At 68.2% G+C, this 22,634-nt stretch carries 17 protein-coding genes and 1 pseudogene; 8 read left to right on the top strand and 10 right to left on the bottom strand.

The genetic code is table 11. From position 1 onward, the window contains the following. Genes ACY34J_RS20510 through ACY34J_RS20500 form a run of 3 tightly spaced genes read right to left on the bottom strand, consistent with a single transcriptional unit; the run spans position 1 to position 5,216 of the window. A complete protein-coding gene (locus ACY34J_RS20510; protein ID WP_462727924.1) occupies positions 1 to 2,136 on the bottom strand; it encodes a UvrD-helicase domain-containing protein in 2,136 nt (711 codons plus the stop codon). A gap of 39 nt (positions 2,137 to 2,175) precedes the next feature. Next, positions 2,176 to 3,387, bottom strand: coding sequence for an McrC family protein (locus ACY34J_RS20505; protein WP_462727960.1), 1,212 nt, complete (start codon positions 3,385 to 3,387; stop codon positions 2,176 to 2,178). A 20-nt stretch (positions 3,388 to 3,407) separates the two neighbouring features. After that, on the bottom strand, positions 3,408 to 5,216 hold the full coding sequence (locus ACY34J_RS20500; protein WP_462727925.1) for a DUF4357 domain-containing protein: 1,809 nt from the start codon (positions 5,214 to 5,216) through the stop codon (positions 3,408 to 3,410). A gap of 270 nt (positions 5,217 to 5,486) precedes the next feature. Between ACY34J_RS20500 and ACY34J_RS20495 the strand changes: the two genes are divergently transcribed. From ACY34J_RS20495 to ACY34J_RS20485, 3 genes are all read left to right on the top strand, one after another. Then, positions 5,487 to 5,762 carry a hypothetical protein gene (locus tag ACY34J_RS20495; RefSeq protein ID WP_462727926.1) on the top strand — a complete coding sequence of 92 codons (276 nt, stop codon included), beginning with the start codon at positions 5,487 to 5,489 and terminating at the stop codon, positions 5,760 to 5,762. Then, the gene (locus ACY34J_RS20490; RefSeq protein ID WP_462727927.1) at positions 5,749 to 6,372 is read left to right on the top strand and encodes a DUF6879 family protein; all 624 of its coding nucleotides are present in this window, start codon (positions 5,749 to 5,751) and stop codon (positions 6,370 to 6,372) included. The genes ACY34J_RS20495 and ACY34J_RS20490 overlap by 14 nt, the downstream gene beginning before the upstream one ends. A gap of 213 nt (positions 6,373 to 6,585) precedes the next feature. Further along, the gene (locus tag ACY34J_RS20485) at positions 6,586 to 8,817 is read left to right on the top strand and encodes an ATP-binding protein (RefSeq protein ID WP_462727928.1); all 2,232 of its coding nucleotides are present in this window, start codon (positions 6,586 to 6,588) and stop codon (positions 8,815 to 8,817) included. Positions 8,818 to 8,821: 4 nt separating this feature from the next. On the opposite strand, the gene ACY34J_RS20480 is transcribed toward ACY34J_RS20485, so the two are convergent. Continuing rightward, positions 8,822 to 9,685 carry a methionyl-tRNA formyltransferase gene (locus tag ACY34J_RS20480; RefSeq protein ID WP_462727929.1) on the bottom strand — a complete coding sequence of 288 codons (864 nt, stop codon included), beginning with the start codon at positions 9,683 to 9,685 and terminating at the stop codon, positions 8,822 to 8,824. 531 nt (positions 9,686 to 10,216) lie between these two features. Here ACY34J_RS20480 and ACY34J_RS20475 point away from each other — a divergent pair. After that, complete coding sequence (locus ACY34J_RS20475; RefSeq protein ID WP_462727930.1) at positions 10,217 to 10,531, top strand: hypothetical protein; 315 nt, start codon at positions 10,217 to 10,219, stop codon at positions 10,529 to 10,531. A 325-nt stretch (positions 10,532 to 10,856) separates the two neighbouring features. On the opposite strand, the gene ACY34J_RS20470 is transcribed toward ACY34J_RS20475, so the two are convergent. Together ACY34J_RS20470 and ACY34J_RS20465 are read right to left on the bottom strand one after the other, a co-directional pair. Then, entirely contained in the window at positions 10,857 to 11,594 is a 738-nt protein-coding gene (locus ACY34J_RS20470; protein WP_462727931.1) for a hypothetical protein, read from the bottom strand. Between the two features lie 103 nt (positions 11,595 to 11,697). Continuing rightward, entirely contained in the window at positions 11,698 to 11,922 is a 225-nt protein-coding gene (locus ACY34J_RS20465; RefSeq protein WP_462727932.1) for a hypothetical protein, read from the bottom strand. A gap of 374 nt (positions 11,923 to 12,296) precedes the next feature. Here ACY34J_RS20465 and ACY34J_RS20460 point away from each other — a divergent pair, with 374 nt between their 5' ends. Further along, entirely contained in the window at positions 12,297 to 12,563 is a 267-nt protein-coding gene (locus ACY34J_RS20460; RefSeq protein WP_462761969.1) for a hypothetical protein, read from the top strand. Positions 12,564 to 12,698: 135 nt separating this feature from the next. Further along, positions 12,699 to 13,199, top strand: a complete 501-nt coding sequence (locus ACY34J_RS20455; RefSeq protein ID WP_462727934.1) for a hypothetical protein — start codon at positions 12,699 to 12,701, stop codon at positions 13,197 to 13,199. A gap of 44 nt (positions 13,200 to 13,243) precedes the next feature. Here the strand turns inward: ACY34J_RS20455 and ACY34J_RS20450 are convergent, their stop codons facing one another. After that, entirely contained in the window at positions 13,244 to 13,687 is a 444-nt protein-coding gene (locus ACY34J_RS20450; RefSeq protein WP_462727935.1) for an ATP-binding protein, read from the bottom strand. Positions 13,688 to 13,849: 162 nt separating this feature from the next. Here ACY34J_RS20450 and ACY34J_RS20445 point away from each other — a divergent pair, with 162 nt between their 5' ends. Next, positions 13,850 to 14,707, top strand: a complete 858-nt coding sequence (locus tag ACY34J_RS20445; RefSeq protein ID WP_462727936.1) for a helix-turn-helix domain-containing protein — start codon at positions 13,850 to 13,852, stop codon at positions 14,705 to 14,707. Further along, positions 14,704 to 14,889: a DUF397 domain-containing protein gene (locus ACY34J_RS20440; protein ID WP_462727937.1), complete on the top strand. Its 186-nt coding sequence runs from the start codon at positions 14,704 to 14,706 to the stop codon at positions 14,887 to 14,889. The genes ACY34J_RS20445 and ACY34J_RS20440 overlap by 4 nt, the downstream gene beginning before the upstream one ends. A 242-nt stretch (positions 14,890 to 15,131) precedes the next feature. Here ACY34J_RS20440 and ACY34J_RS20435 read toward each other — a convergent pair. The 3 genes and pseudogenes from ACY34J_RS20435 to ACY34J_RS20425 form a co-directional block, all read right to left on the bottom strand. Beyond that, positions 15,132 to 15,344: pseudogene (locus ACY34J_RS20435) on the bottom strand (PASTA domain-containing protein); the annotation flags it as partial. Positions 15,345 to 15,611: 267 nt separating this feature from the next. Beyond that, entirely contained in the window at positions 15,612 to 19,649 is a 4,038-nt protein-coding gene (locus ACY34J_RS20430) for an Eco57I restriction-modification methylase domain-containing protein (protein ID WP_462727938.1), read from the bottom strand. After that, positions 19,649 to 22,621, bottom strand: a complete 2,973-nt coding sequence (locus tag ACY34J_RS20425; RefSeq protein WP_462727939.1) for a helicase-related protein — start codon at positions 22,619 to 22,621, stop codon at positions 19,649 to 19,651. Before ACY34J_RS20425 ends, ACY34J_RS20430 begins: the two co-directional genes overlap by 1 nt. Positions 22,622 to 22,634 lie beyond the last annotated feature (13 nt).

Raw genomic sequence — 22,634 nt, 5'->3', positions numbered from 1 at the left:
TCAATTCCCTTGCGGTACAAAAGGACTGGCCGATCCGCTCCATGAGACGGCCAGTGCTTCCCGCGCCCGCGTGCACGCCACAAACAGCAGGCACCGCTCCCGCAGCAGGTCCGATTCGTGCTGCAGCGCGTCCACGTCATCTGGTGTGACCTCGCGCGTGAACGGCACCGCGCCGGCCGTCACTCCGAGGACGGCGACGCACCGGAACTCAAGGCCCTTCATGGCGTGCATCGTCGCCAGCCGCACCCCCTCCACGTCCGGTCCCGGGTTGCTCTTGACGCGGACCACCGGCACCTTGGCCGCGGTCAGCTTGTCGTAGACCTTGTCGATGAGCAGGTTGAAGCGGGCGCACACGCCGATCTCGGAGGGCCGGATCCCCTGGGTGATCCAGTTCTCGACGCGCTCCACCAGCGCTCCGACCTCCGCCTGCTCGGAACCGTACCCGTCCACGTGTGGCTTCCGGCCGTGCAGCAGCGAACGGTAGCCGGCCAGCGTGTCACTGCCGTCGCCGCCCAGATCGTCGACCACCACCGGACTGAGAATGCCGGTCGACCAGGCGAGTATCTCCTCCGTCGAGCGGTAGTTGATGCGCAGGCGGTTCGTGCGGCCGGCCACCGGGATGCCGAGAGAGCCCAGGGAGACCTTGGAATCGTAGATCTGCTGGTGCGGGTCGCCGGTGATGAACAGGTCATCGCTCCCGGGCGCCACCGCGGCGCGCAGCACACGCCACTGGGCGGGATGCAGATCCTGTGCCTCGTCGACCACCACATGGTCGAACTCCGGTGCGGACCGGGCCAGGAGTTCGGCAGCACGGGCGCACACCCTCAGGTGCGTGGTGGTCCCCTGGCCGTGCAGCATCGACTCGAACAGTTCGACGGCGGGCCACAGCTGCTCACGCCGGGTGGGCGAGAGCGCGCTGCCGCGCCCGCGCCGGGACGCGGCCCGGTAGGCGGTCAGGTCGCGGAGGTCCTGGGCGAGGATGACGTGCCGGTACTCCTGGGCCAGGAACTGCTCCGTCCACGACAGCCCCAGCTTCTTGACGACCCACTGCCACTGTTGCCGCTCCTCCCGGTCGCCGATGGGGGAGGGGGCCCTGCCGTCGAGGCGGGTCACCACCCGGTGCGCATAGGCGTTGACCGTCGTCACCTCCACCCGTTCGAGCAGCGACGGGTCGCCGTCGAGGAGGAGGGTGAGGTTCTCACGGAGGGCGGCGGCCAGGGCGCCTGTGTACGTGGTGAGCAGGACGCGAGCCTCGGGCGAGCGGGTGAGGAGATGCTTGACGCGATGCAGCGCCACGACCGTCTTGCCCGTGCCAGGACCGCCGGTGACCTGCACCGGACCGCCGTACGACACCCGGTAGGCGACGCGGCGCTGCGAGGGGTGCAGGAACACCCGCCAGGCCGCGAAGGGCTTCTCCAGAATGTCGGTCAGCTCGTCGGGCCCGGTGACCAGGGTGATGCGGCTTGTGGTGTTGGCGATCGCGGTGGCCAGGTCCTCGTCCGGCTCGGGCGCCGCGTCGGCGGGGCGGCGCACGGCGACCACGTCCCGGTAGACCTCCTCGGGGCTGAAGCCTTCGGCGAGGTACTGCAGTGCCTCGTACTGGTCCTCCGGCAGCAGCGTCCCAAAAGCCTCCAGCTGCGGCTTGTCGACTATGGTCCGCACCGCCCGCAACACCTGCTCGTCGATGCCGAGTTCGCGCAGCACCGTCTCGGAGTAGTTCGCGAACAGCAGCGAAGGGGCCGCGGCAGCCGCCTTCTCCAGGGCCGGAGTCAGTTGCTCGATCGCGACCACGTTGCGTACTTCGAGGCCGCGCGTCGCCGAGTTCGTCGTGTACAGCCGCTTGGCCGCCCAGGTGTACGCGTCGTCGTGGGGAACCACATTCACGAGCAGGAAAACATCACTGCCGTCGTCGGGCGCCAGGACCACGCCCCGCCAGAAGTCGTTGATGCGAATGGTCCGCATCCGCGGGTCGCGCGCCTTGTCGACCCACTCCAGATGCAGGCCTTTGTCGGCGTGCAGCTCGTGCACGGTGAGCTGCTGGAACTTCTCCATGGCCTTGCGCACGCCTGATTTGACGGGCTTCTCCAGGACGTCGTAGCTCTCCCAGAAGCTGTTGGCGAACGCGAGCTGCGGCACGAGGCGACTCCCCACCCTGGACGGACCCGTCCCGGCGAATCATAGGGGTAGGCCGGGGACCATCTGCCGGGTTACGGACGCGATGTCCGCGAGCAGCCCGGCCGGTTGCTGGTCCAGGTCGAGGGCGTGCTGATGGATGACGATGCCCGCGTGCCGCACCTGATGCGCCGCGTGCGTGGCGTTCCCCTTCGCGTACACCAGGTGCCCGTCACGCAGACCCAGCGCCGTGCAGTAGGCCAGCATCTGGTACAGGTCGGCTTCCGGATAACCGTTCCGCTTCTCGGCCTTGTATTTGGCGTCCACCACCGCCGACAGGGTGCCGTCCGCCCCGTAGAGCACGAAGTCCGGCCTCATACGGATCACGGCGGCCTCGTCCAGGTGGTGCGGGTCCTGAAGGCGGGCCGTGCGCCCTGAACCACGGAACGCCTCGCGCAGGGCGACCGTCACGAAGTCCTCGAAGAGCTTGTTCATGTCGAACAGGAAGCCGTCGATGTGCAGGCCGCCCGGAGTGTGCTCGGTGGAGGAGCCGTCCAGGACCACGCGGGCGAGGTGCAGGGCGTGGTGGTAGCGGGAGTTGAGGCGGGTGGGATGCCAGTCGGGGAGCGGCTGTCCGCGCACGATCGGGGTGACGTCGGCGAGGCGGGCGCGCTGGTGCAGCAGCCTGCGGCGCACATCACGCGGCACCCCCGGCAGGCGCAGCAGGCGCTCCACGGCCGTGCGCAGGATGCGGTTCTCCGCGGTGTCGGTGGTGAACTCGTCGTACGCCACCTCCACCGGCAGTGTCGCCCCGAAGTGGCGGCGGATCTGCTCGGCCTCCCGGATCCGTCCGCGGACGACGAGAGCGGTCTCCTCCGTCGCCCGGTACCCCTGCAGCAGGCCCTGCCGCAGCGCCCGGTCCACCTGCCGCTCCACGGCATGGGCGAAAGCGGGAAGCAGGTCACGGTGATCCGCCACCTCCACCTCTCCGTCGTGCCAACTGCCTTGCGGATCGAGGCTGTAGCCGAGCAGGAAGAAGAGACGGGCGATGGGCACCTTGGGCATGATGCGGACGGTGACCGGCGCCCCGCCGCCGGGGACGGCGACGGCCACAGCCCCGACCTTGCTGCCCGCCCGCAGCGACCAGTACCCCGGCTGGTACGGGTCGGGGACGGCATCCACGATCCCTGCCGCGGCGATCGCGCGGCCGACCGCGTCCGCCAGTGGCACCGACCGGGCCGGCGCGTGCTCGACGAGCTCGATGGCGGAGGTCACTGCGGGGGAGACTGCTGAGGTCACCCCAGCGATTCCCGCAGCGCCGCGAGCCCGTACCGCTTCTCCACGTCGATGCCCTCCCCGTAGTGGTGCTCCTCCAGCAGCGGCAGGATCTTCGTCCGCCATGTGCGCTCCAAGCCGCCGTCCCGGTAGACGCCCTTCTTCATCAGGTAGGAGGGGCCGATCCGGAAGTCGGCATCGTCGATGCGCGAGTTGAGCGCGTCGAGGAGATCGGCGGGCTCGGGGTCCTTGCCCTCCCTGGCCAGCCAGCGCCGCAGCAGCCCGCTCGTCGGCTCGGTACGCGGCGACAGCTCCACGAAGGCGAACCGGCGCCGCATCGCCGCATCCACCAGCGCGATGGACCGGTCCGCGGTGTTCATCGTGCCGATGACAAAGAGGTTCGGCGGCAAGGCGAAGTCATCGCCGGAGTAGGTGAGCCGTACGGACTTGTTCCGGTATTCGAGGAGGAAATACAGCTCGCCGAAGACCTTCGCCAGGTTGGCACGGTTGATCTCGTCGATGATGAGGAAGTGCGGGATGTGCCGGTTCCCCTCCCGGGAGGCGAGGTCGGCGAGCTCCCGCAATGGACCCGCGGTGAGCCGGAAGGCGACCTCTCGGCTCTCCGGGTCCTCATGAGGCCGGAAGCCCTCGAAGAAGTCCTCGTACGCGTACGCAGGGTGGAACTGCACGAGCTTCACCTGCTCCGGTCCGCCGCCGAGGAATTCGGCCATCTTCAGCGCCAGGTAGGTCTTGCCGGTGCCCGGCGGCCCGTACAGCACCAACTGGCGCTCATCCCAGAGCAGATCCCGCACCTCGCGAAGCCACTCGGTGTCATGCACGAGGAGTTCCGCTGCCAGGACATCCGTCGGCTCGGGCAACTCCAGCTCTCGCCGGGCGATGATCGCCGGGATCTTCACGCTCGGGTCACGCTCTATGGCCTCGGCCTCCACTGCCAGCTCGTCGTCACTCCTGCCGAGCCCCTCGATGAGGGCCTGCACGGAGGTGAGGTCGACGACGTCGTGCTGGACGGAGAGCTTTTGCTGGAGCTCCTCCGGCAACTCGTCGTACGGGAAGCCGTCGCGCCGCCAGTCGGCCTTCCGCCGCAGGTTGGACAGCCCGCCTTCGGACTCGACCTGCTCGGCGTCCCCCGCGACGGTGCCCACGTACAACTGTCCGCCGGAGATGGTGCAAACAGTGTCGCCGCGCCGCATCTGGGTGAGGAAGTAGTGCAGCTCGTCGACCATCGCCTGCTTCTGGCTGTACGAGGCGGTGGCGTCGTACCCCTCCTGGACATACCGGCGCAGGACGCTCTTGGTCGGTTCCTCCTCGCCCACCGGCGGCAGATGCGCGGCCGCCAGGGTCACCCAGCCCTCGGGCACCCACAGTCGCTTCACCAGGTCGCGGCCCGACACATTGGAGCCGCGGACCAGCCATGCCTTGTGCGGGGTGCGCCAGGAGTGGCCGAGGTAGTCGACCAGCGGGAAGCCGTCCTCCGTACGCCATTCGGACAGGCCGTCAGAACTGCGGCCGGCCACCACCGACGCCGCGGCCGAGGGAGAGTTGCACTCGATGGCTCGGGTGGTCTCCAGATACCCGGGCCACCGCTCTGACTCCCGGATGCCGCCGTCGGCCAGCAGCGCCTCCCGCTGCGCCGCCGCATGGCGCCCTATGCCGGGCAGCGTCTCCGCCCGCACCGGTGAACCGGCGAGGACCAGGAACTTCAGGCTGCCGTTCATCCCCCTTTCCGGCAGGACGCGCCCCCGTGCCTCGGGCCCTCCATTCGGCAGCCGCAGCCGGAACTCCAGGTACTCCCTGTGCTCGTCAGCCATCGTCACCGCTCCCCCCGGCAGAAGATCCACCGAGAACGATAGGGGCTCCCGCTGACAATCGCTCCAGCCCGGGACATGCGGCAGGGGGCTGGTGCGAACGGCCACCATGTGCGCTTACCGCTGAGCAATCGAGGTCAGGTCAATTCCGGCCAATAGCGCACAGGATCGCGCAGATAGACTCACATATGATCGACGATCCGTTGCCATGGGTGTCGGATATCTATACAGTGAGTAGCCATTATCTTCCGTACGCACCGGATGGGAGAAGCGATGGAGCGAGCCTGGGAGGCCGACCCCGCGGCCTCGTTCGAGCGTCGGTTAGGGAAGTCCGCCAAGGAGTTGAACGCCACCGGTGGCCGCGACGGGTGCCCCGACATCTGGCAGTTGGACAATGGCGACATCGCGGTGATCGGCCGGGACCTCACGGAGGTCTACGCCGCTCGGTTGCCCGAGGACGTCAGGATCGCCGCAGACGAGCGACTCGTGATCCTGCCGGGTGCGATGCTGAGCACGGCGAAACCGGACATTCCCGATGCTCGGCCTTGATGGTCTCCGCCTCGAATCGTCGCGGGGCGAGCCGCTCGATCTGGACAGCTACCGTCGTGACTTCCGGCGCCGCCAGTGGACGATTGACGGACAGGACTCGTGGAAGCTGGAGCGACGCCAGTATTTCCGGGAGCCGGGTTTCGCCAGCTGGGAGGCGTTCGATCGCGGCGACTGGAATGGCGCCCTGAGGCTCATCGAGGAAGAGCGCGACTATCTCCAGGAGTTCTCGGAGGAGAACGAAAGGCGTGGGACCACTCTTTTCCGTGTCCGCGTCGTTCAGGAGCCACTCACCCCTTATCTCCAGTGGGAGCTGCACCTCCTGCGACTGCGTGCGGAATGCGGGGAGCGGATCAGAGTGGTGAGCCCGGAGCGCATCCGGTCCCTGGAGAAAGAGGGGCCATTGCCAGAGCTGCTCACCCTCGGCGAGCGAACCGTCTACGAGATCCGCTACACCCAGCAGGGCGTACTGGACGGGGCGATCCGCTACTCCGACCCCGAGACCACCGCCCGGTGCCGTGAATTCATCAAGGACCTCTACGACTCGGCCGAAGACCTGATCCCATACGTCGACGAAAACGTCAGGCACCTGTCACCGCCCCGTCCGGAGTAGAAGATCAGCCGACACAGTGAGAAGCACGGCGAGGACGCGGAGCGCGGGCCGGGTCACGGACCCCACAGCGCGCATTCGGAGCTGTCCGGCTCCGCGTCGGACGTCGTCCAGGCCAGAGACATCGACGGCGGCGTTCACTTCCACACCGGTGAGCGCCGCTCCGGTTACGATGCACCGAGACCACGCCAACTCCCCAGCGATGTACGGGGTTTCGTGAACCGCAGCAACGAGCTGCGGAGGCTCAACGCGATCCTCGCCGACCAGGCGACGGGCGGCGAACCACTCGTCGTGTGCGTCTATGTCATCGCCGGGACCGCCGGGGTGGGCAAGACCTCGCTCGCCCTGCGCTGGGCACACCAGGCCGCCCGAAGCTTCCCGGATGGCCAGTTGTACGTGAACCTGCGCGGCTACGACCCGGGCTTACCGGTGACAGCCCATGAGGCACTGAACCGGTTCCTGGCCGCGCTGGGCGTGCCCACGCGGGCGGTTCCGCAGGACGAGGAGGCCGCCGCCGCCCTGTATCGGTCGCTGCTGGCGGAGCGGCGGATGCTGATCGTCCTCGATAACGCCGCCACAGTGGCACAGGTGCGCCCGCTGCTGCCCGGTACGGCGGGTTGCCTGGTCATCGTCACCAGCCGTAGCCGTCTGTCGGGACTCAGCGTCAGGGACGGGGCGCGTCGGCTGACGCTCGGGACACTGGACGAGCCGGATGCCGTCAAGCTGCTGAGCGTGGTCACCGCCGAATACCGGACCGAGGACGACGGACAGAAACTCGCCGAGCTGGCACGGTTGTGCGCCCGGCTTCCGCTGGCCCTGCGGATCGCCGCCGAGCGTGCCGCGAGTCGTCCGTGGATGGACCTCGACCACCTGATACGGGACCTACGTGACGAGTCATCGCTGTGGGAGGCCTTGAGTGTGGGCGACGAGCCGCAGGCCGACGCCGTAAGAACGGTGTTCGCGTGGTCCTACCGGGGGCTGACCACCGAGGCGGCGACGCTGTTCCGGCTGCTCGGTCTCCATCCAGGACCGGCCTTCGGGGTGCCGGCTGCCGCCGCGATCGCCGGCATCAGCACCGCTCGAGCCCATCGGTTGCTGGACTCTCTCGCCGGAGCTCATCTGCTGGAACAGACCGCTCCTGACCGCTACGAGTTCCACGACCTGCTGCGCGCCTACGCGACCGACCAGGCCCAGTGCGAGGAGACGCAGGAGACCCGCGAGGCCGCGGTGCGCCGGCTCCTCACCTGGTACGTACACGCCGCCGACGCGGCCCAGGGGTGGCTCAACCCGGGAGAGGCTCATATCCCGCTGAGCCCCCTGGATCCGAAAGTCACTCCCCTCTCCTTCGACAGCTACGAGCAGGCCATGTCCTGGTACGAGCTGGAGTCAGCGAACCTGATGGCCGTCGCTCGTGCGGCGGAGGCGGTCGGACTGGACCAGATCGCCTGGCAGCTGGCGGCCGTGCTGCGCAGCGTGCACATGCTGCTCAACCCGTTCGAGGACTGGCTGGCCATGGGGCACATCGGACTGCGGGCCGCGCGGCGGCTCGGTGACCGTGGCGCCGAGGCCGAGATCCTGGAAAGCCTGGGCATGGCCTGCACCCAGTCCCACCGGCTGTCCGAAGCAGCGGAATTCCACCAGGCCGCTCTGGCCATCCGCCGCGAGCGCGTAGACCGGCTGGGCGAGTCGCTCTCCCTCAACGACATCGGCCTGATCCGGCTCAGGGAACGGCGGTTGAACGACGCCAAGAGCTGTTTCGAGGAGGCATTGGCACTCTTCCGGGAGATCCGAGCCGCCCAGTGGGAGGCCGTCGCGGTGGCGAACACCGCCGAGGTGGCGTACGAACTCGGAGCGGCGGAACAGGCCCGCGACCTCGCGCGGAACGCCCTGGAGAGGTTCCGCGAACTGGACAGCAAGCAAGGCCAGGGCAACGCCCTTCGGCTGCTCAGCGCCGCCTGCCTTGATCACGGAGAGCCGCAGGAGGCTCTCGGATACGCGCGTCAAGCGGTGGACATCGCGCTCCGCCATCGCAACACCATGTGGGAGGGATACTGGCTGCTCACACTCGGGCGGGCCCAGCAGGCGACCGGCCACATCGATGACGCTCTGGCCTCTTACCAGAGGGCCGCCGTCATCCAGCGGCGGCTCGGTGACCGCTCACGCGAGGCGCGAGCCTGGCAGGGCGCTGGGGAGGTGTACCAGCAACTGGAGCGGTTCGATGAGGCGGCCGACTTTCACCGCAGCGCGGCGGCGGCGCATCGCGACCTGAACGATGACTGGCAGTTGGCCCTGGCGCTCGACGGGCTCGCCGGCGCGCTGGACGCGGCGGGCCGGTCCGACGAGGCGCGAACACACTGGTCCGAGGCGCTGGCCCTGACAGCCCGGTGCGAAGATTCACGAGCCGCTGAACTCCGCACCCGGATCAGTGGCGCCGTGCAGAGGGCGTGACCGGCTACTCCGGGCGCTCCACGGCCTGGCACTCGACGATCCACAGCGGACCGTCCGCGCAGTCGATCCGCATGCCCCCTTCGTCCGGGTCGGTACGCGTCCGCAGCACCGACACCCAGCGGCCGTTCACCTGGACAACGGGGCCGGGCGGATCGAACACGCCGAACCGGGAGGCGCGGACCTGGTTGTGGATCTCTCGCGCGGTCCGCGTCCGGTCCAGGCGGTGGAAGTCCTCCTCCATCCAGCCCGCGTAGGTCGCCTTCGCCTCGTCCTGCGGCGCGCCTGGAAGACCGTCGCCGACGCGTTGCAGAGCGATGGGTAGCAGTTCGCTGGTCAGAGTGTCCATGCGGGCCAACAGCTCATCCGGTACCACCTCGTCGTTCAGCGGCACACCGCCACGCTGGACGATTACCCGTCCGGTGTCGAAGTCCTCGTCCATCCAGTGGACGGTGACGCCGGTCTCGCGATCCCCGGCCCGGATCGCCCAGTGGATCGGGATGGGGCCGCGGTGGCGCGGCAGCAGGGAGGGATGGACGTTGATGCCGCCAAGGCGTGCCGCGTCCAGCAACGGGCGGGGGAACCGCCAGGGGAAACCGTTGCAGAGCAGCAGGTCGGGCCGGTAGCCGAGCAGCGCCTGAGTCAGGCTCGCGGCGCTGCGAGGCAACAACAGGTCGACGTCCGGAGGAAGGTTCTTCACGATGCCGGCGACCGCGGCCGGTGCTCCCGGGCCGCTGTGGCGTCCGGGACGCGGTGCGCGTGCGTACACGTACGCGACCGGCTGATGACCAGCTGCCTTGCATGCGCTGTGGGCAATGGCGAAGCCGTCGGCGGAGTGTGAGAACAGCACGATCCTGAGGTGCTCACTCAAATGACATCTCCCTTGACGGCTAGTCAACGCGGCGATGTTACAGATGAGTTCGGCATGGCGAACTCATCCGTCGGACGGCGACACCGGTCCACGTCGTACTCGCCCGTACGGTCTCCGCGGGAGCGCCCTCCCGCGAGGTGACGGCCCATCGGGCGGTGGCCGTGACCACGGATCTCCCATCGGCTGTTCGACGGCCGACGGTGGCTGGCGCAGCGAGAGCGTTGAGGATGGAGGCGCTTCGGCTTTCCTGCGAAGATCCGCCGGGTGATTGCTCGGCTCACACAGGGCAGGCCTGGGGTGGGTTGTCCGAATGGCCCTCGATGAAACCGTGCCGTCTCGTAACGTGTCCACTCCTGATGACGGCGGCTACGCGGAGGTGGGTTGGGTTTGGATCCGATTTCGGTAGCGCTGCTGACGGCCTTGGCGGGGGGTGCCGGTGGTGAAGTGGGCCGCCAGGCGTGGGCGGGGTTGAGCTCGTTGGTGCGGCGACCGTTCCTACGCGGCCAGGGCGATTCCCCCGGTGCCCCGGCAGTGAGTTCTGGGGCGGCGGAGCTGGCTGGGCTGGAGGAAGACCCGGCCGATCCGGAGCGCGCGCACGCACTGAGTACGGCTTTGGCGGTGCGGGCCGTGCTGGACGCGGACTTCCACACCGGACTGCGGCAGTGGCACGAGCAGGCGAAGCTGGTGCGCACCGGCGAAGGTGAGGTGCACAACACGATCAGCGGCGGAGTCCAGCATGGGCCGGTGTTGCAGGGCCGGGACTTCTCCGGGATCTCCTTCCCCATCCCGCCGGCGCCTCCGCCGCCGGCTGCCCCCGACACAGGTACGGCGCCGACGCAGGACTGAGCGGTAGGCGGGGCTTGTTCTCTGAGGGCAGGGTGCCGCCGCGGTGAGGGTGATGGTGCCGCGGTCGCTCAGCGCAGTCCGTCACTCCGCTCGGCCAGGGCCGGGTTCCGCGCTGGCCTGCGGCTTGCGAGAAGAGCCTCCGTACCGCGACGGCCTGGCGGTCGTTCAGCCGCCGACAGCGAGCCGCAACTCCTGGCCCGGAGTGACATACGGATCCCGGGTGAGGATACGCCCTGCCACGAGGGCCGTCTTGTACGGCCGGTGACCGGGGCCGGACTCGTCGCCGGTGATAACCCAGTGGATGCCGGACAGAATCGGAGGGCCGTCAAGTCCGGATGGGCGAGGATGCCAGGGAAGCTGTCACCACGACGGGCGTCGTGTGACCTGTCGCCCGCAAAGCATCACCGGTCACTTCGACGAGCCATACCGCAACATCCGGCGACCACTCACGCGTGTGGAACAACAACTGCACTACCCGCCGCGTTCCCTCCAACAGTTCCCGGCTCGTCCCGCGGCGCGCGAGATGCGAGACATCGGCCACCGGCGACACCTCCACCTCGGCTGCCGCCCCAAGACGTTCCCGGACAGCGTGGTGCACACGCGCAGGCTCGCCCGGAGAGCCCCATGCCACAGACGGAGCCGCGGAAACCGTTACATGGACATCGACCGACGTGGACGGGGCAGCCAGGGAAAACCATTCCCGCATGTCCTCCAGATCACCGGACGCGTCCCCCGCGGTGATCTGCAAAGGAAGGTAGGCACACAGCGCGGTGAAGGTCACGTCACCCACCCGGCCCAGGGCATCGACCAGCGTTCGCGTCATCGGAAGAACGGGAAGACGAGGGTGGCGAATATCCTCGGGAATGTCAGCCCGCATCCACGCCAGCTCGCGGACCTCACCACCGCCGGACCAGTCACCGCCCTTGTCGCATTCCAGCCAGCGGTCTGGCTCGTGGAAGATCTTCTTTCCGCCTGCGGTGCGCCAACCGTAGGGAGCATGCCAGCCGTAGGCATCCCCGCGCACCAGGGCAAGATCCAGCACGGCCTCGCGGAATTCGTCCACGCTGACGTTCTGAAGCCATGGATGCCGGTTGAGGACCCCGTGCACTCCGACAGTTGTTCCACAATGCATGACGGCCTCTCCAACCGGCTCCACGTCGTTCAATTCACACGCCGCAGCGCAGCGTCGCGGTCCTGGTGTATGCCTTCTCCGGCGAGTCGCCGACACCAATGATGTCGACGTCGATCAGACTGCGCCATTGGCGCCTCTTGTGGTTGGCGCACTTCTTCCGCGCTGTTGCGCTCGGCTTTCGGCTACCGGGCCGCGCAGGCTTGATCTTCTTCGCCCCCTTGGCGACGGTGTGCCATCGGCTCCCTGACCTGGTCCTCATCTGCAACCAGACAGTGACCTTGGCCTTGCTGCCGTCGCCGCTGAACTTCCTCCACCAGCCGTGTGCTGAGGCGGTTCGGGGCGAAGAGCTGGAGATGTGGACCCTGTCGCCGTAGGTGCCGAAGACGCCGGCTCCCCGGGAGTCTGCGTGTGCTGGGACAGCTGTTCCGATGGTCAACAGCCCAGCTAAGGCAGCGGATGCCACCCCTGTACGGACCTGCACGAAGATTCCCCCAATCTGTGGTGCGTGTCGTGCCGCGCATGATGCAACCGCAACCCCCCCTTTTCGTACAATTGTTTAAATCTCAATCCCATGAGCACCTAGGGGAGGAAGAGGAGCCCGAGCTCGACCTCTGGCTCAGCCGGCGCAACCGCATGAATCCGGGGGACCGCCTGTGGATCTTCTTCAGCCACCCGGAATCGGCAGTCGCTGCGGTGGCCGAGGTCGACGAGGAACCTCAAGAGGACTCTGACGACCCCGACTTCCCCTACCGGGTCAGCGTGACCTTGCTGCCCGAGGCGACTGACGCGCTGTACCGCAACCCGGTGGGCCGGGACGAGCTGGAACTCGGCCAGGTGCGGTCTGTGCAGAAGGTGAAGCCGGGGGCGTTGCCGACCCTGCTGGCGCGAGCCGGTCTGTGAGCCGGCCGTCGGGGGCGGACCGCTCGGGGCTGCCCAGGCGACGTGTCCACGGCCGCATGACCCGTAGACCGTGCGTCTGGCGAAGCGGAGTCGTCAGTGCGCCGAATGGGCGGCCGCCTCGCTATCGTGATCGGCATGCCGTCCACGCACCTCCTGATCAACGGCGACCGTGCCGCCCTGAGCTGGGTGGTGACCGAACAGCGGATGGCCTTCCCCGCCGGGCGCTCCAAGGCGGCTCGGACGCTGGAAGCGGGCGACGAGATCTTCATCTACACCACGAGGGGCTGTTTCAGGAACCCGACTCGCGACCTCGGACGCGTCATCGGCCGGGCCTCAGTCGCCGACCCTGTACGGGTTCTGGAGGAGCCGGTCGTCTTCGGGGAACGCACCTTCACCGAAGGCTGCCGTCTGGAGGTGTCCGGCCTGGCCCGGTTCCGCGACGGGCTTGTCCTGCGTGACCTGGTGCCACGCCTTTCGGTGTTCCCCGACCCGGCCGCGTGGAGCGTGCGCATACGGCGGGCATCGCTGACCCTGCCGCCGGGTGACGCCGACCTGGTGCGGACGGAGCTTGAGCCGCTGCTGCTGCCGTACGGGGAGGCTGTTGAGGCATACCGCTGGGAGCCGATGCAGTCCTGAGCCGGTCGGTCTGGAGCGCCGCCCGGTGCGCGGCGAACGCTGAGTCACCGGCCTTCGAGGTCAAGCTCAGCCCAGACCGTCTTGCCGCTGGGAGGGTACGCGTCGGTTCCGCAGCGGTCGGCGAGGGCGGTGACTAGGACGAGTCCGCGGCCCGATTCCGCGTCGGGTGGGGTCTCGAAGTCCGCCGGAAGCTGTGGGCGTTGTTCGCCGCGGGCGTCGGTGACCGCGATGCGGAGGGTGCCCGTCGTGGTGTCGAGCGTGAGAGCGAGACGGAAGTCCCGGCCCTGTACGCGGCCGTGCAGCGCCGCGTTGGCGGCCAGCTCGGCGACGATCTGCTCGGCGCGTGGGGTGGCACCGGGCGGCATCGCCCAGGAGCGGAGCTGCTCGACGGTGAGCAACCGGGCGAGACGGGCCCCGCGCCGCGTGGACGACAGCTGCTGGGCGAAGGTTCGAACGGCGAGGGGGAGTTGGGGTGTGGTCGCGCTCATGAGGCCACGGTGGCGGTCGGCCAGGGGCGTGGGCCAGCGGCGCACCCCGTACGCTGCGTCAGCGTACGGGCACGTTTGGTGGACGGTACGTCGATGGTTCCTTCACGCTGGGTGAGTTGAGCGCGGGGAGATCGCACGTACAGCACCTGGAGGGGGCCGCGTATGACGACTGACCATGCCTGTGCGCCGGGAGAAGCCGACTGGGAGCGGGAGCCCGATCCTTCGGACAGTCTCCGGACCTTCGGGGCCGTGGTCCAGGCCCTGCGCGAGCACGCGGGGCTCAGCCGGGTCGAGTTCGCGGAGAGGGTCCGCTTCTCCAAGCACACCGTGGAGTCGGTGGAGCTGGGTCGGCGGATGCCCGATGAGTCCTTCGTGGAGCGGGCTGAGGATGCCCTGGGCGACACGGGCGCACTGCGGAAGGCGGCGAGACACCTGACGCGCGGCGAGCCGGGGCTCGCGGCGTGGTTCCGGCGGTGGGCCCGGCTGGAGAAGGTGGCGGTGAGCCTGTGTACGTATGAGTGCAGGCTGGTGCCGGGGCTGTTGCAGTCGGAGGGGTACGCGCGGGCGGTATTCGACAACAGCATCCCACTGCTGACGGATGAGCAGTTGGAAGCCCAAGTCACCGCCCGTCTGGAGCGGCAGAAGATGCAGTACGAGCGGCCGAATGTCCCGTTCAGCTTCATCGTGGAGGAGTCTGTCTTTCGTCGGAGGCTCGGCGGTACGGGGGTGATGCGAGGCCTCTTCGAGCACGTACTGAAGCTCACGGCGCGGCGCAATGTGACGCTTCAAGTCGTGCCGCTGGACGCCGAGATCCATGCCTGCCTAGACGGTCCGGTGCGGCTGCTGGAGACCTCCGACGGGCGGCGCTTCGCGTACTCGGAGGGGCAGCAGAACGGGCGGCTCATCGCTGACCCGAAAGAGGTGCGCCTGCTCCACCAGCGCTATGACACACTGCGCTCGCAGGCCCTGAACCCCAAAGACTCGCGGGGCTTGCTGGAGCGACTGCGAGGAGAGCTATGAGCACGACGGAACTCGCTTGGTTCAAGTCCAGCTACAGCGGCACGCAGGGGGACGACTGCGTGGAGGTCGCCGTCACTGATGAGGCCGTCCGCGTACGTGACTCCAAGGACAAGGACGGCCCTCTCCTCACTGTCAGCCGTGATGAGTGGGCGCAGTTCGTGCAGTTCGTCGCGCACAGCTGAGCCCGCCCCCTCCACGGGCTCAGCCGTACGCGGTAACCGGTCCCTGTTCGTCCTCCGCCAGCCGGTTCCCAACAGAACTGCTGCTGCCTGAAGTGTCCGTGGGTCATCCGGGGCGGTGTCGCTGTTGCATCGACTCCGGCGTCGCTCGAAGAGTCGTCGCTGATGTCGTCGGTAACGTTGGAGTCGTCCGTGGGCCCGTCGGGGTCGTCGCAGCTCTCATCGTTGCGTACGACCTCGAACGTGAGAGTCTCGTCGTCCGTTATGGATGTACCGGCCGGTGGGTCCTGCGAGCAGACCTGCCAGCCCCGGTCCCACACGGGAACGCGGTCCGCGCTGGAGAGATCTTCCTCGCTCAGGTTGTAGATGCTCAGGTGCTGCGCGTTGTCCTGTGCCTCCTGGAGCTCCTGTCCTGTGAAGTCGGGAAGGTGGATGCTCTTGGGCTCCGACTCCGACACGTCAACATGGGTGGATGAGGCGCTGGAGTTGCTCTTGCTGTCGTCTCCGTCGGAGAAAAGCGGCGGTGCACCCGCCAATGAGAAGAAGGCCCGCGATGATGATCGCGCTTCCCTTCCTGGCGTCCTTCTTCTCCTGCTCCGTCAGAGGTCTGTTCCCGGCCAATTGGCCCCCCTATTTGTTGCTGCACGCTCTCCTGCGTGCACGGTCCTGTCCTCGGCCGTGAGCCGGCGTCCGGCCGTGCCGGAGGGAACAGGGGAAGCGGAGTGCTAAACCGCCTCTGGTTGCGCCGGATGTCGCGGGCCCTGGCCCGGGGGCGGGGTGAGGGTGGAGGTGTAGTTCTCGGCGTCCACCAACGGGTTCTCCAGGCTTACGCCCGCTGCGGCCATCCGGTCGTACTCGGCAAGGATCAGCTCCTTGGTCCGGTACGAGCCGTACTTGGCCTCGTCCTTGCGGCGGACGACGGGGAAGGTGTCGAGGATGTAGTCGGCATCGTCGCGGGAGATGTCGTAGAGGTGGAAGAAGAGAGCGTCCAACTCGGCGCGGATGACCTGGCGGCGGCCCTCGTCCCAGCGAAAGGGGGGCCCGCTGTCTCCGAGATCGGTTGCGAATCCCTTCATGTCATCTGTTGTATAAGTGAGCTCAAGGGCTCGGTAGCCGATGAAGTCGCCGTGTGGAGTGACGTCCATGGGCTTCAGGAATGGGAGTTGTTCAAACTGGAAGTTGTTCAGATTTGTTCCGCTGAGCTTCTGCCGCAAGACGTAATCCAGCACAAGCGAGGCTGCGTTGACGTATAGCAGAGCTGCTGGCCCTTCAGCGCACGGCATGAGCAAGCTGCCGGAGTGGCCGAGACCTCCCACGGGGAACACGAAGGCGATGGCGGTTCGCTCGTCGGTTGCGCGACAAATCTTGCGAAAACCCAGGAGGTAATCATGGCTCCAATGCTTGTCGGTGACGGCCTTGGTCACATGATCTTCTGCGACCCAGTACCTGGGTAGTACCACCGACCCTGCATCCTGTTTCTCCTCCAAGGTGAGGTCACGGGTCGTGCCGTCTTCTTGGTATGTGGCCCACCGATGGTCGTAGAGGTGGAGCAACTTCGCCTCGTAGAGTGGGAGCATGCGTGCTCCATCCTTGGCGAACGTGTTCCCGTCGAGCACCCAGCCAGAGGCTTCGAGGTCCTCGCGGGGGTTGAGTAGGGCCGAGTCGTGGCCCATGTCAAACATGCGCAGAAAGGACACTCCCCATGGATTCCTGCGAGATTCGCCCTCTTGCACCAGGGCAGCGGTTCGTCGATAGATACCCAAGGTGATTTCTGCATCCCGTCGGGAACGGAATACTGGAAGTGTCCCGGTGTTCGGATTGAGCAGCCTGATTTCTCCAGGAGTCAGCGTGAATCTCTTGTCGGTACTATCGAGTTCCGCTGGATCATGCAGCAAGAAAGCGAATCGTGCAGCCGATTCGCGCTGCCCGCTGCCCGCCAAGGACAGGATGCTGAACTTGAATGAGCGGTGGACGTCGGTGAAGAGTGGGGCCGCGTTCTCGAAGTCGTACAGTGCCGCGATCGACCCAGCCCGCACTAGGTCCTTGAAGAAGTACTGCGTACGCGCGTCTGTGGCGATTCCGGTAGGGACGATAACGCCCGCCCGCCCGTTCGGCCCGAGCAGGATGCGGTCCGTCTCGGTGAAGACAGAGTATGTGTTGAGGTTGCCTTGACCTGTAAGCGGCACCCGGCCGGAATGGCGGAGGAAGTGACTCTCGGCGTACACCTTGCGCCTGCCTGCCTGGAACTCCTCGTACAGTGGGAGCGTAGCTGGCGAGCCCCTGAGCCCCTCAATCATCTTCTTACGCACAGCTGTACGCGATGCCTTGGCGATTTCGGGCGCGCGCTGGGCGAAGAACTCTTGCTCGCGGAAGTCCACGCTGTCCCACGGTGGGTTACCGACGACGCAGTCGAATCCTCCTGCCCAGCCCGGCGCGGATGCCCCCTGGCCGTTCTGCGAGACGTGGAAGACCTCCGGGAACTCCAGGTGCCAGTGGAAGAACTTGTACTGCTGGGCGAGGCGGATGATCTCCTCGTTCGTGCTCACTGGTATGCCTGCGCCCGGACTTTGAAGGTCGCGGAAAACTCCATCGGTGACAGGGGTTGGCGCGCCCTGGATCTTGGGCCAGACGAACGCGGCGCACCAGGCGTCCGCGATTTGGAGGGCGCAGAGGTAGTCCGCATCCTGCTCCAGGTCGCGGAAACGGCTGGACTGGAGCCGGATGTCGCGCAGGGTGTCGGCCCGGGCGGTGGTGATGTCGCGCAGGCTCGCCGCGAAGGCGGCGTTAGAGACCCAGATGCGGTCTTCGGTGTGGAAGCTGAGTTGGCCGCCGCGTTCAGCGGTGTTCCGCTTCCTCAGAGCCGAGGTGATCTTCCTGTCGTCGCCCTCGACTAGCTCGAAGGCGTCGTCCGGTATTCCCCCGGCCAGCAGTGCCGGGGTCGCCCCGATCAGCGCATTGCCGTACTTGATGTGGGCGTCCAAGAAACCCAGCGGCTTGCCCGGCTCCAGGGCCTCCAGCCACAGCGAGACCTTGGCCAGCTCAACCGCCATCGGGTTGAGGTCCACGCCGTAGATGCACTTCGCCACGACCTCGTGCAGCGCATGCCGTACGGCGTCGATCGTCGGCTCAGGGTTCTGCTCCCGCACGGCCGCGACCCGCTTGGCAATCCGGCGCGCTGCGGCGACGAGGAAGTGGCCGGATCCGCAAGCCGGGTCGCAGACCGTCAGCGACAGCAGCTCCTCCACGATGGCGTCGCGGGGGTCCGGCTGGCCGGAGCGCGTCGCGCGGATCTCGCCGCGCTTGACCGCGTCGTCGATCACGGGGTCGAGGGCGGAGTCGAGCAGGCAGTCGATGAGCGAGGACGGCGTGTAGTACGAGCCTGTGGTCTTGCGGGCGTTGCCCGCCAGCTCCACCAGCTCGAAGATGCGCTCACTCGCGTTGTGCTTGGGGACGAGCTCCAGCAGGGACTCGTAGATGGAGCCGAGCTCCTCCGCGTCCAGGTGGCGGTAGTCGACGACGCGGTTCCGCTTGGAGTTGGTGTCGCGCACGATCGACAGCGCGCGCACCGCCTCCAGCAGCGGCTCGTTGGACAGGGAGAGGCCGTGCAGGACCTTGTCCGCCTCCGTGTCGTCGAAGATGCCGCCCAGCCCCGGCAGGCCCAGCTCCCCGCGGCCGTCATCGTTCCCCAGCCCCGACAGGACGAACCGCAGGGCCCGGTACAGGTCGCCGTGCGTGGTGCCCCGGCGTCGCTGGGCGTGGCGGCGCAGGCGGGCCGAGGAGAAATACTTGGTGTACCGGTCCTTGGCCGTCTCGTCCGCCTCGGGAGACAGCAGTACCTCCCGATCCTCCGCCACGAACAAGAACAGCAGCCGGTACACCAGGCGCAGCAGCGCGTAGTGGAAGGTCTTGACGCCCAGCGTCTCGCGCAGCTCGCGGTTGTCGGGGTGCCGGAGGAAGCCCGTGCCGAGCGTGGTGATCGCCGTCTGGACGCCCTTGCGGAGCTGGTCCAGCGCCCGCGTCCCCGAGGCGATGGCCTCCGTGCGCCACTTCTCCAGCCAGCAGGCGGACGGGGCCGCGTCCTCCGCGACCTCGAACCGCGACACATGCAGCAGCCGGTACAGCAGCACGAACTCGCTGAACAGCTCGCCGTCGAAGATCGCTTCGAGGTCGAACTCGACATACGAGGCGGTGGCCAGCGCGCTGGAGTCGCGCAGCAGTCGGACTTGCCGGCCGTTTGTGAGAATCCCCCACAGGTGCGCCTCCGTCCGGTTCAGGCACTCCTGGAGCATCGACTGCGGCGGAACCGTGCCCGCGCCGCCGGGACGCTTGTCCAGGTCGGCGTTCCAAGCCGTCTGGTGGATGAGGGCGTGCCGCCAGCGGTGCGAGACCTCGAACCTCTTCTCCGCGTCCGAGTCGGCCGCGACGCCCGCCGCCCCGACCGGCGTCAGCCGCCCGAAGCCCAGCTCCCGCCACAACGGTGCCAGCCAGTCGGCCTGGGCTATGCCCGTCGGGTCGGCGGTCGGGAGACCCGTCTCCGGGTCCTCGGGGAGCCGGGTGCGCAGCTCGCGCCAGAGCGGCTTGAGGTATTCCCAACTGCGCTCGGCCTCGTCGCGCACCGAACGCGACGACGGCAGGCCGTAGTCGGCGGGCTTGGCGCCGGGGACGTCCTTGCCCTCGGATATCCGGACCAGCATGTCGGCCGGCAGCAGCGCGCCGACCGTGTGGACGGCGGAGAACACCTGGTTACGGGTGGTGGCGGACATCAGGCGGACACTCCAGCGGAAGCGGTGGAAGCAGCGGAACCGGCGATGGCGGCGGCAGGTGCGGCGGGCAGATAGACGTACGCGCCGAGGATGTCGGCGGGCTTCTGGGCCGTAACGGACAGGCCCCGGACGATCTCGCCCGACGCGGACCGCACCCGGCGGTGGGAGGCGTCCAGCTCGGCGGCCAGCTCGTCGCCGTACGCCTCCAAGTACGCCGAGGCTTCCGGGAGCTGGCCGAGAATCCGGGTCATGGTGCGCTCGCCGAAGTGCGGGTCGGTGTTCTCGGAGGCGGACGCGTCCAGCAGGGCCACGGCCTCCTCCTGCGGCAGCCACACCGCGTTCTTCGGGGAGCCCTGGAAGGCCAGCAGCCGGGCGTCTTCCGCCACGAGCTGCTTCTCGCCGCTGCGGGACGGCAGGGTGAGGTGGAAGCGGTAGCGCACCAGGAGCAGCGTCGTGCGTGTGGTGACCGCGTCGGTGGTGATGACGCCGCAGCGGCGGGCCGGGCGTGCCCCGTCGGCCTGGGTGTCCAGGGCGGCGTTCAGGACGTGGGCCGCGAGCGCGCCGACTACGGGGTCGGTCCGCACCAGGGCCGCCTCGCCACGCGCGACCGCCGGGTCGGTACGGAACGGGATCGGGCGGTCCTTCTCGATGACTTCCGCGCCGACGACCGGCGCCAGCGCGTCCCGCAGACCGGCGGGCGTGCCGCCCACCTCGGCGGTGAAGTCGTCGTCGCCGTGCCCGCGGATCACCGCGTTCAGGGCGCCCAGCGACTCCCGTACGAAGGTGTGGATCTCACCCGCGCCGCCCAGCGCCTCCCGGATCGCGGCGACCTCGCGGGCCACCTCCTCCGGGTGGATCGAGCGCTGCGCGAACCGTGAACGGGACGTCTTCTCGCGCTCGGCGGCCGAGTTCCAGTCCTTCTCCAGGTCCACGAAGCTCTGCTGGAAGGAGTCCGACTCGAACAGGGCCTGCTGCTCGCCCTGCCGGCCGCGTACCAGCAGCCACTCGACGATCGCGTCCGTGACGCCCGTCGACATCTCGTCGGGGACGGAGACGGAGATGCCGAGGTCCTTCTTGATCTGCCGGTGCTTCTTGATGAGGACCTCGAGGACCTTGCCGTCGATGCCGTTGTCGTCGCCATACAGGGTGATGACGCGGACCTGGTCCCGCTTCTGGCCGTAGCGGTCGACGCGGCCCTCGCGCTGGTCGTGGCGGGTCGGGTTCCAGGCCAGGTCGTAGTGGATGACGGCGTCGAAGTGGTGCTGGAGGTTGACGCCCTCAGACAGGCAGTCGGTGGCGATCAGGACGCGGCGGGCGGCGGCATCCTCCCCGGCCTCCGTCGCCAGCTGCTCGATGCGCTCCACGCGCTGCTGGGGGGAGAGGGTGCCGGTGACCGCCTTCACCACGGTCTTCGCGCCGAGCGGACCCCGCTTCTTCGTCTCCGGGTCGTTCGCCAGCTGGGCGGCCAGGTACTCGGCGGTGGGTATGTAGCGGCAGAACACGATCGGGTTGTGGCCATCGGCGAGCAGCGCCTTGAGGTGCTTGATGAGCGCCTTCAGCTTCAGGTCCTGCTCCGGGCCCTCCAACTGAGCCGCTCGGTCCGCGAGTTCGGCCAGCCGGGAGCCGGCGTTCTGCTCGGTCTCCGCACCGGGTGCCACGTCCATGCCCTCCAGCGCGTCGCTGTCCGCCGAGTCGCTGGTCAGCGGGGCGCCAAGCCGGTCGGCCTCTTCCGCCGACGCCGCCACCGCCGCGGCCGAGCGGGTCCGCAGCGTCTGCGCGGCAGCCCTCGGCGACGACACCAGTGACCGCAGCAGCGCGATGGCCGACCACCAGGCGATGCGCGCCTCACGCCTGCCCTGGCTGTCGGCCGCCTCGACGCGCTCACTCGCGTACGCGATCGCGTCGTCGAGCAGGGCGCGGTAGGCCGGGGACAGCTTGTACGTCTCGTCCTTGAAGTAGCGGTCCGAGGGGAACGCGGTCCGCTCGGCGAGGGAGTCGTCGCTGAGGCCGTCCTCCTTGGTGAGGTACTGCCGGACGTCCGCCCGCTTGCGCGCCACGAAGTGCTGCGCGAGGAGCTTCCGGCCGGCCTCCGAGTCCAGGTTCACCGACGCCAGCTCCGGCTTGACTAGACCGAGCAGATTGCGGAACGCCGACTCCTTGCCGCTGTGCGGGGTCGCGGTGACCAGGAGCAGGTGCCGGGTGGCGTCCTCGGCGACGCGGCGCAGCAGTTCGTAGCGGAGCTGGTTCTGCGAGCCGGCCGAGGTGTCGTCGGCGGCCACGCACGTGTGCGCCTCGTCCACGATCACCAGGTCGGGGCAGTGGCGGACGAAGTCGTCGCGGTGGCGCGTGGACTTGATGAAGTCCGTCGAGACGATCACGTGCGGGTACTTGTCGAACAGGGACTGACCGAGGTCCAGGCCGCGTTCCAGACGGGAGACCGTGGAGGCGAGGACCAGCTCCGCGTCGATGCCGAACTTGGAGCGCAGCTCCTGCTGCCACTGCTCGGCGAGCGCCGGGGAGCAGAGAACCGCCAGGCCCGTCGCCTCTCCTTGCGCGAGGAGCTCGCCGGCTATCAGGCCGGCCTCCACCGTCTTGCCGATGCCGACGTCGTCGGAGATGAGCATCCGTACGGTCTGCCGGCGCAGGGCCATCAGCAACGGCACGAGCTGGTAGGCGCGCGGCTCCACCGCGATGCCGGCGAGCGAGCGGAACGGGCCCGCGCCCGAGCGGAAGCCGATCCGCAGGGCCATGCGCAGCAGGCCCGCCGCGCGCTGGTCGCCGAGATCGCCCGGCTCGGGCGGAGCGAACTCGGCGCCCCTGACCTCTTCGAGCGCCGGGAATACGGCGGCGATGTCGTCGTCAGAACCGCCCAGGGGGCGCAGTACGAGCAGGTCGGGCTCGCTCTCGGGGAGCACCACCCATTCGCGGCCACGGGCCGTCACCAGGGATCCGGCGGAGTACGTGAGTGCCATATCAGTCGTCAAG

Source organism: Streptomyces sp. HSS9-12 (assembly GCF_054963655.1).
Note: the sequence above shows the minus strand (reverse complement) of the source record. Positions and strands in the feature narration are given on the sequence as shown.

Excerpts from the sequence above, each read along its gene's own strand:
- ACY34J_RS20500 (WP_462727925.1), bottom strand. The coding sequence starts at position 5,216 with ATGGCTGACGAGCACAGGGAGTACCTGGAGTTCCGGCTGCGGCTGCCG.
- ACY34J_RS20495 (WP_462727926.1), top strand. The coding sequence starts at position 5,487 with ATGGAGCGAGCCTGGGAGGCCGACCCCGCGGCCTCGTTCGAGCGTCGG.
- ACY34J_RS20490 (WP_462727927.1), top strand. The coding sequence starts at position 5,749 with ATGCTCGGCCTTGATGGTCTCCGCCTCGAATCGTCGCGGGGCGAGCCG.
- ACY34J_RS20465 (WP_462727932.1), bottom strand. The coding sequence starts at position 11,922 with ATGAGGACCAGGTCAGGGAGCCGATGGCACACCGTCGCCAAGGGGGCG.
- ACY34J_RS20460 (WP_462761969.1), top strand. The coding sequence starts at position 12,297 with ATGAATCCGGGGGACCGCCTGTGGATCTTCTTCAGCCACCCGGAATCG.
- ACY34J_RS20455 (WP_462727934.1), top strand. The coding sequence starts at position 12,699 with ATGCCGTCCACGCACCTCCTGATCAACGGCGACCGTGCCGCCCTGAGC.
- ACY34J_RS20450 (WP_462727935.1), bottom strand. The coding sequence starts at position 13,687 with ATGAGCGCGACCACACCCCAACTCCCCCTCGCCGTTCGAACCTTCGCC.
- ACY34J_RS20445 (WP_462727936.1), top strand. The coding sequence starts at position 13,850 with ATGACGACTGACCATGCCTGTGCGCCGGGAGAAGCCGACTGGGAGCGG.
- ACY34J_RS20440 (WP_462727937.1), top strand. The coding sequence starts at position 14,704 with ATGAGCACGACGGAACTCGCTTGGTTCAAGTCCAGCTACAGCGGCACG.
- ACY34J_RS20430 (WP_462727938.1), bottom strand. The coding sequence starts at position 19,649 with ATGTCCGCCACCACCCGTAACCAGGTGTTCTCCGCCGTCCACACGGTC.
- ACY34J_RS20425 (WP_462727939.1), bottom strand. The coding sequence starts at position 22,621 with ATGGCACTCACGTACTCCGCCGGATCCCTGGTGACGGCCCGTGGCCGC.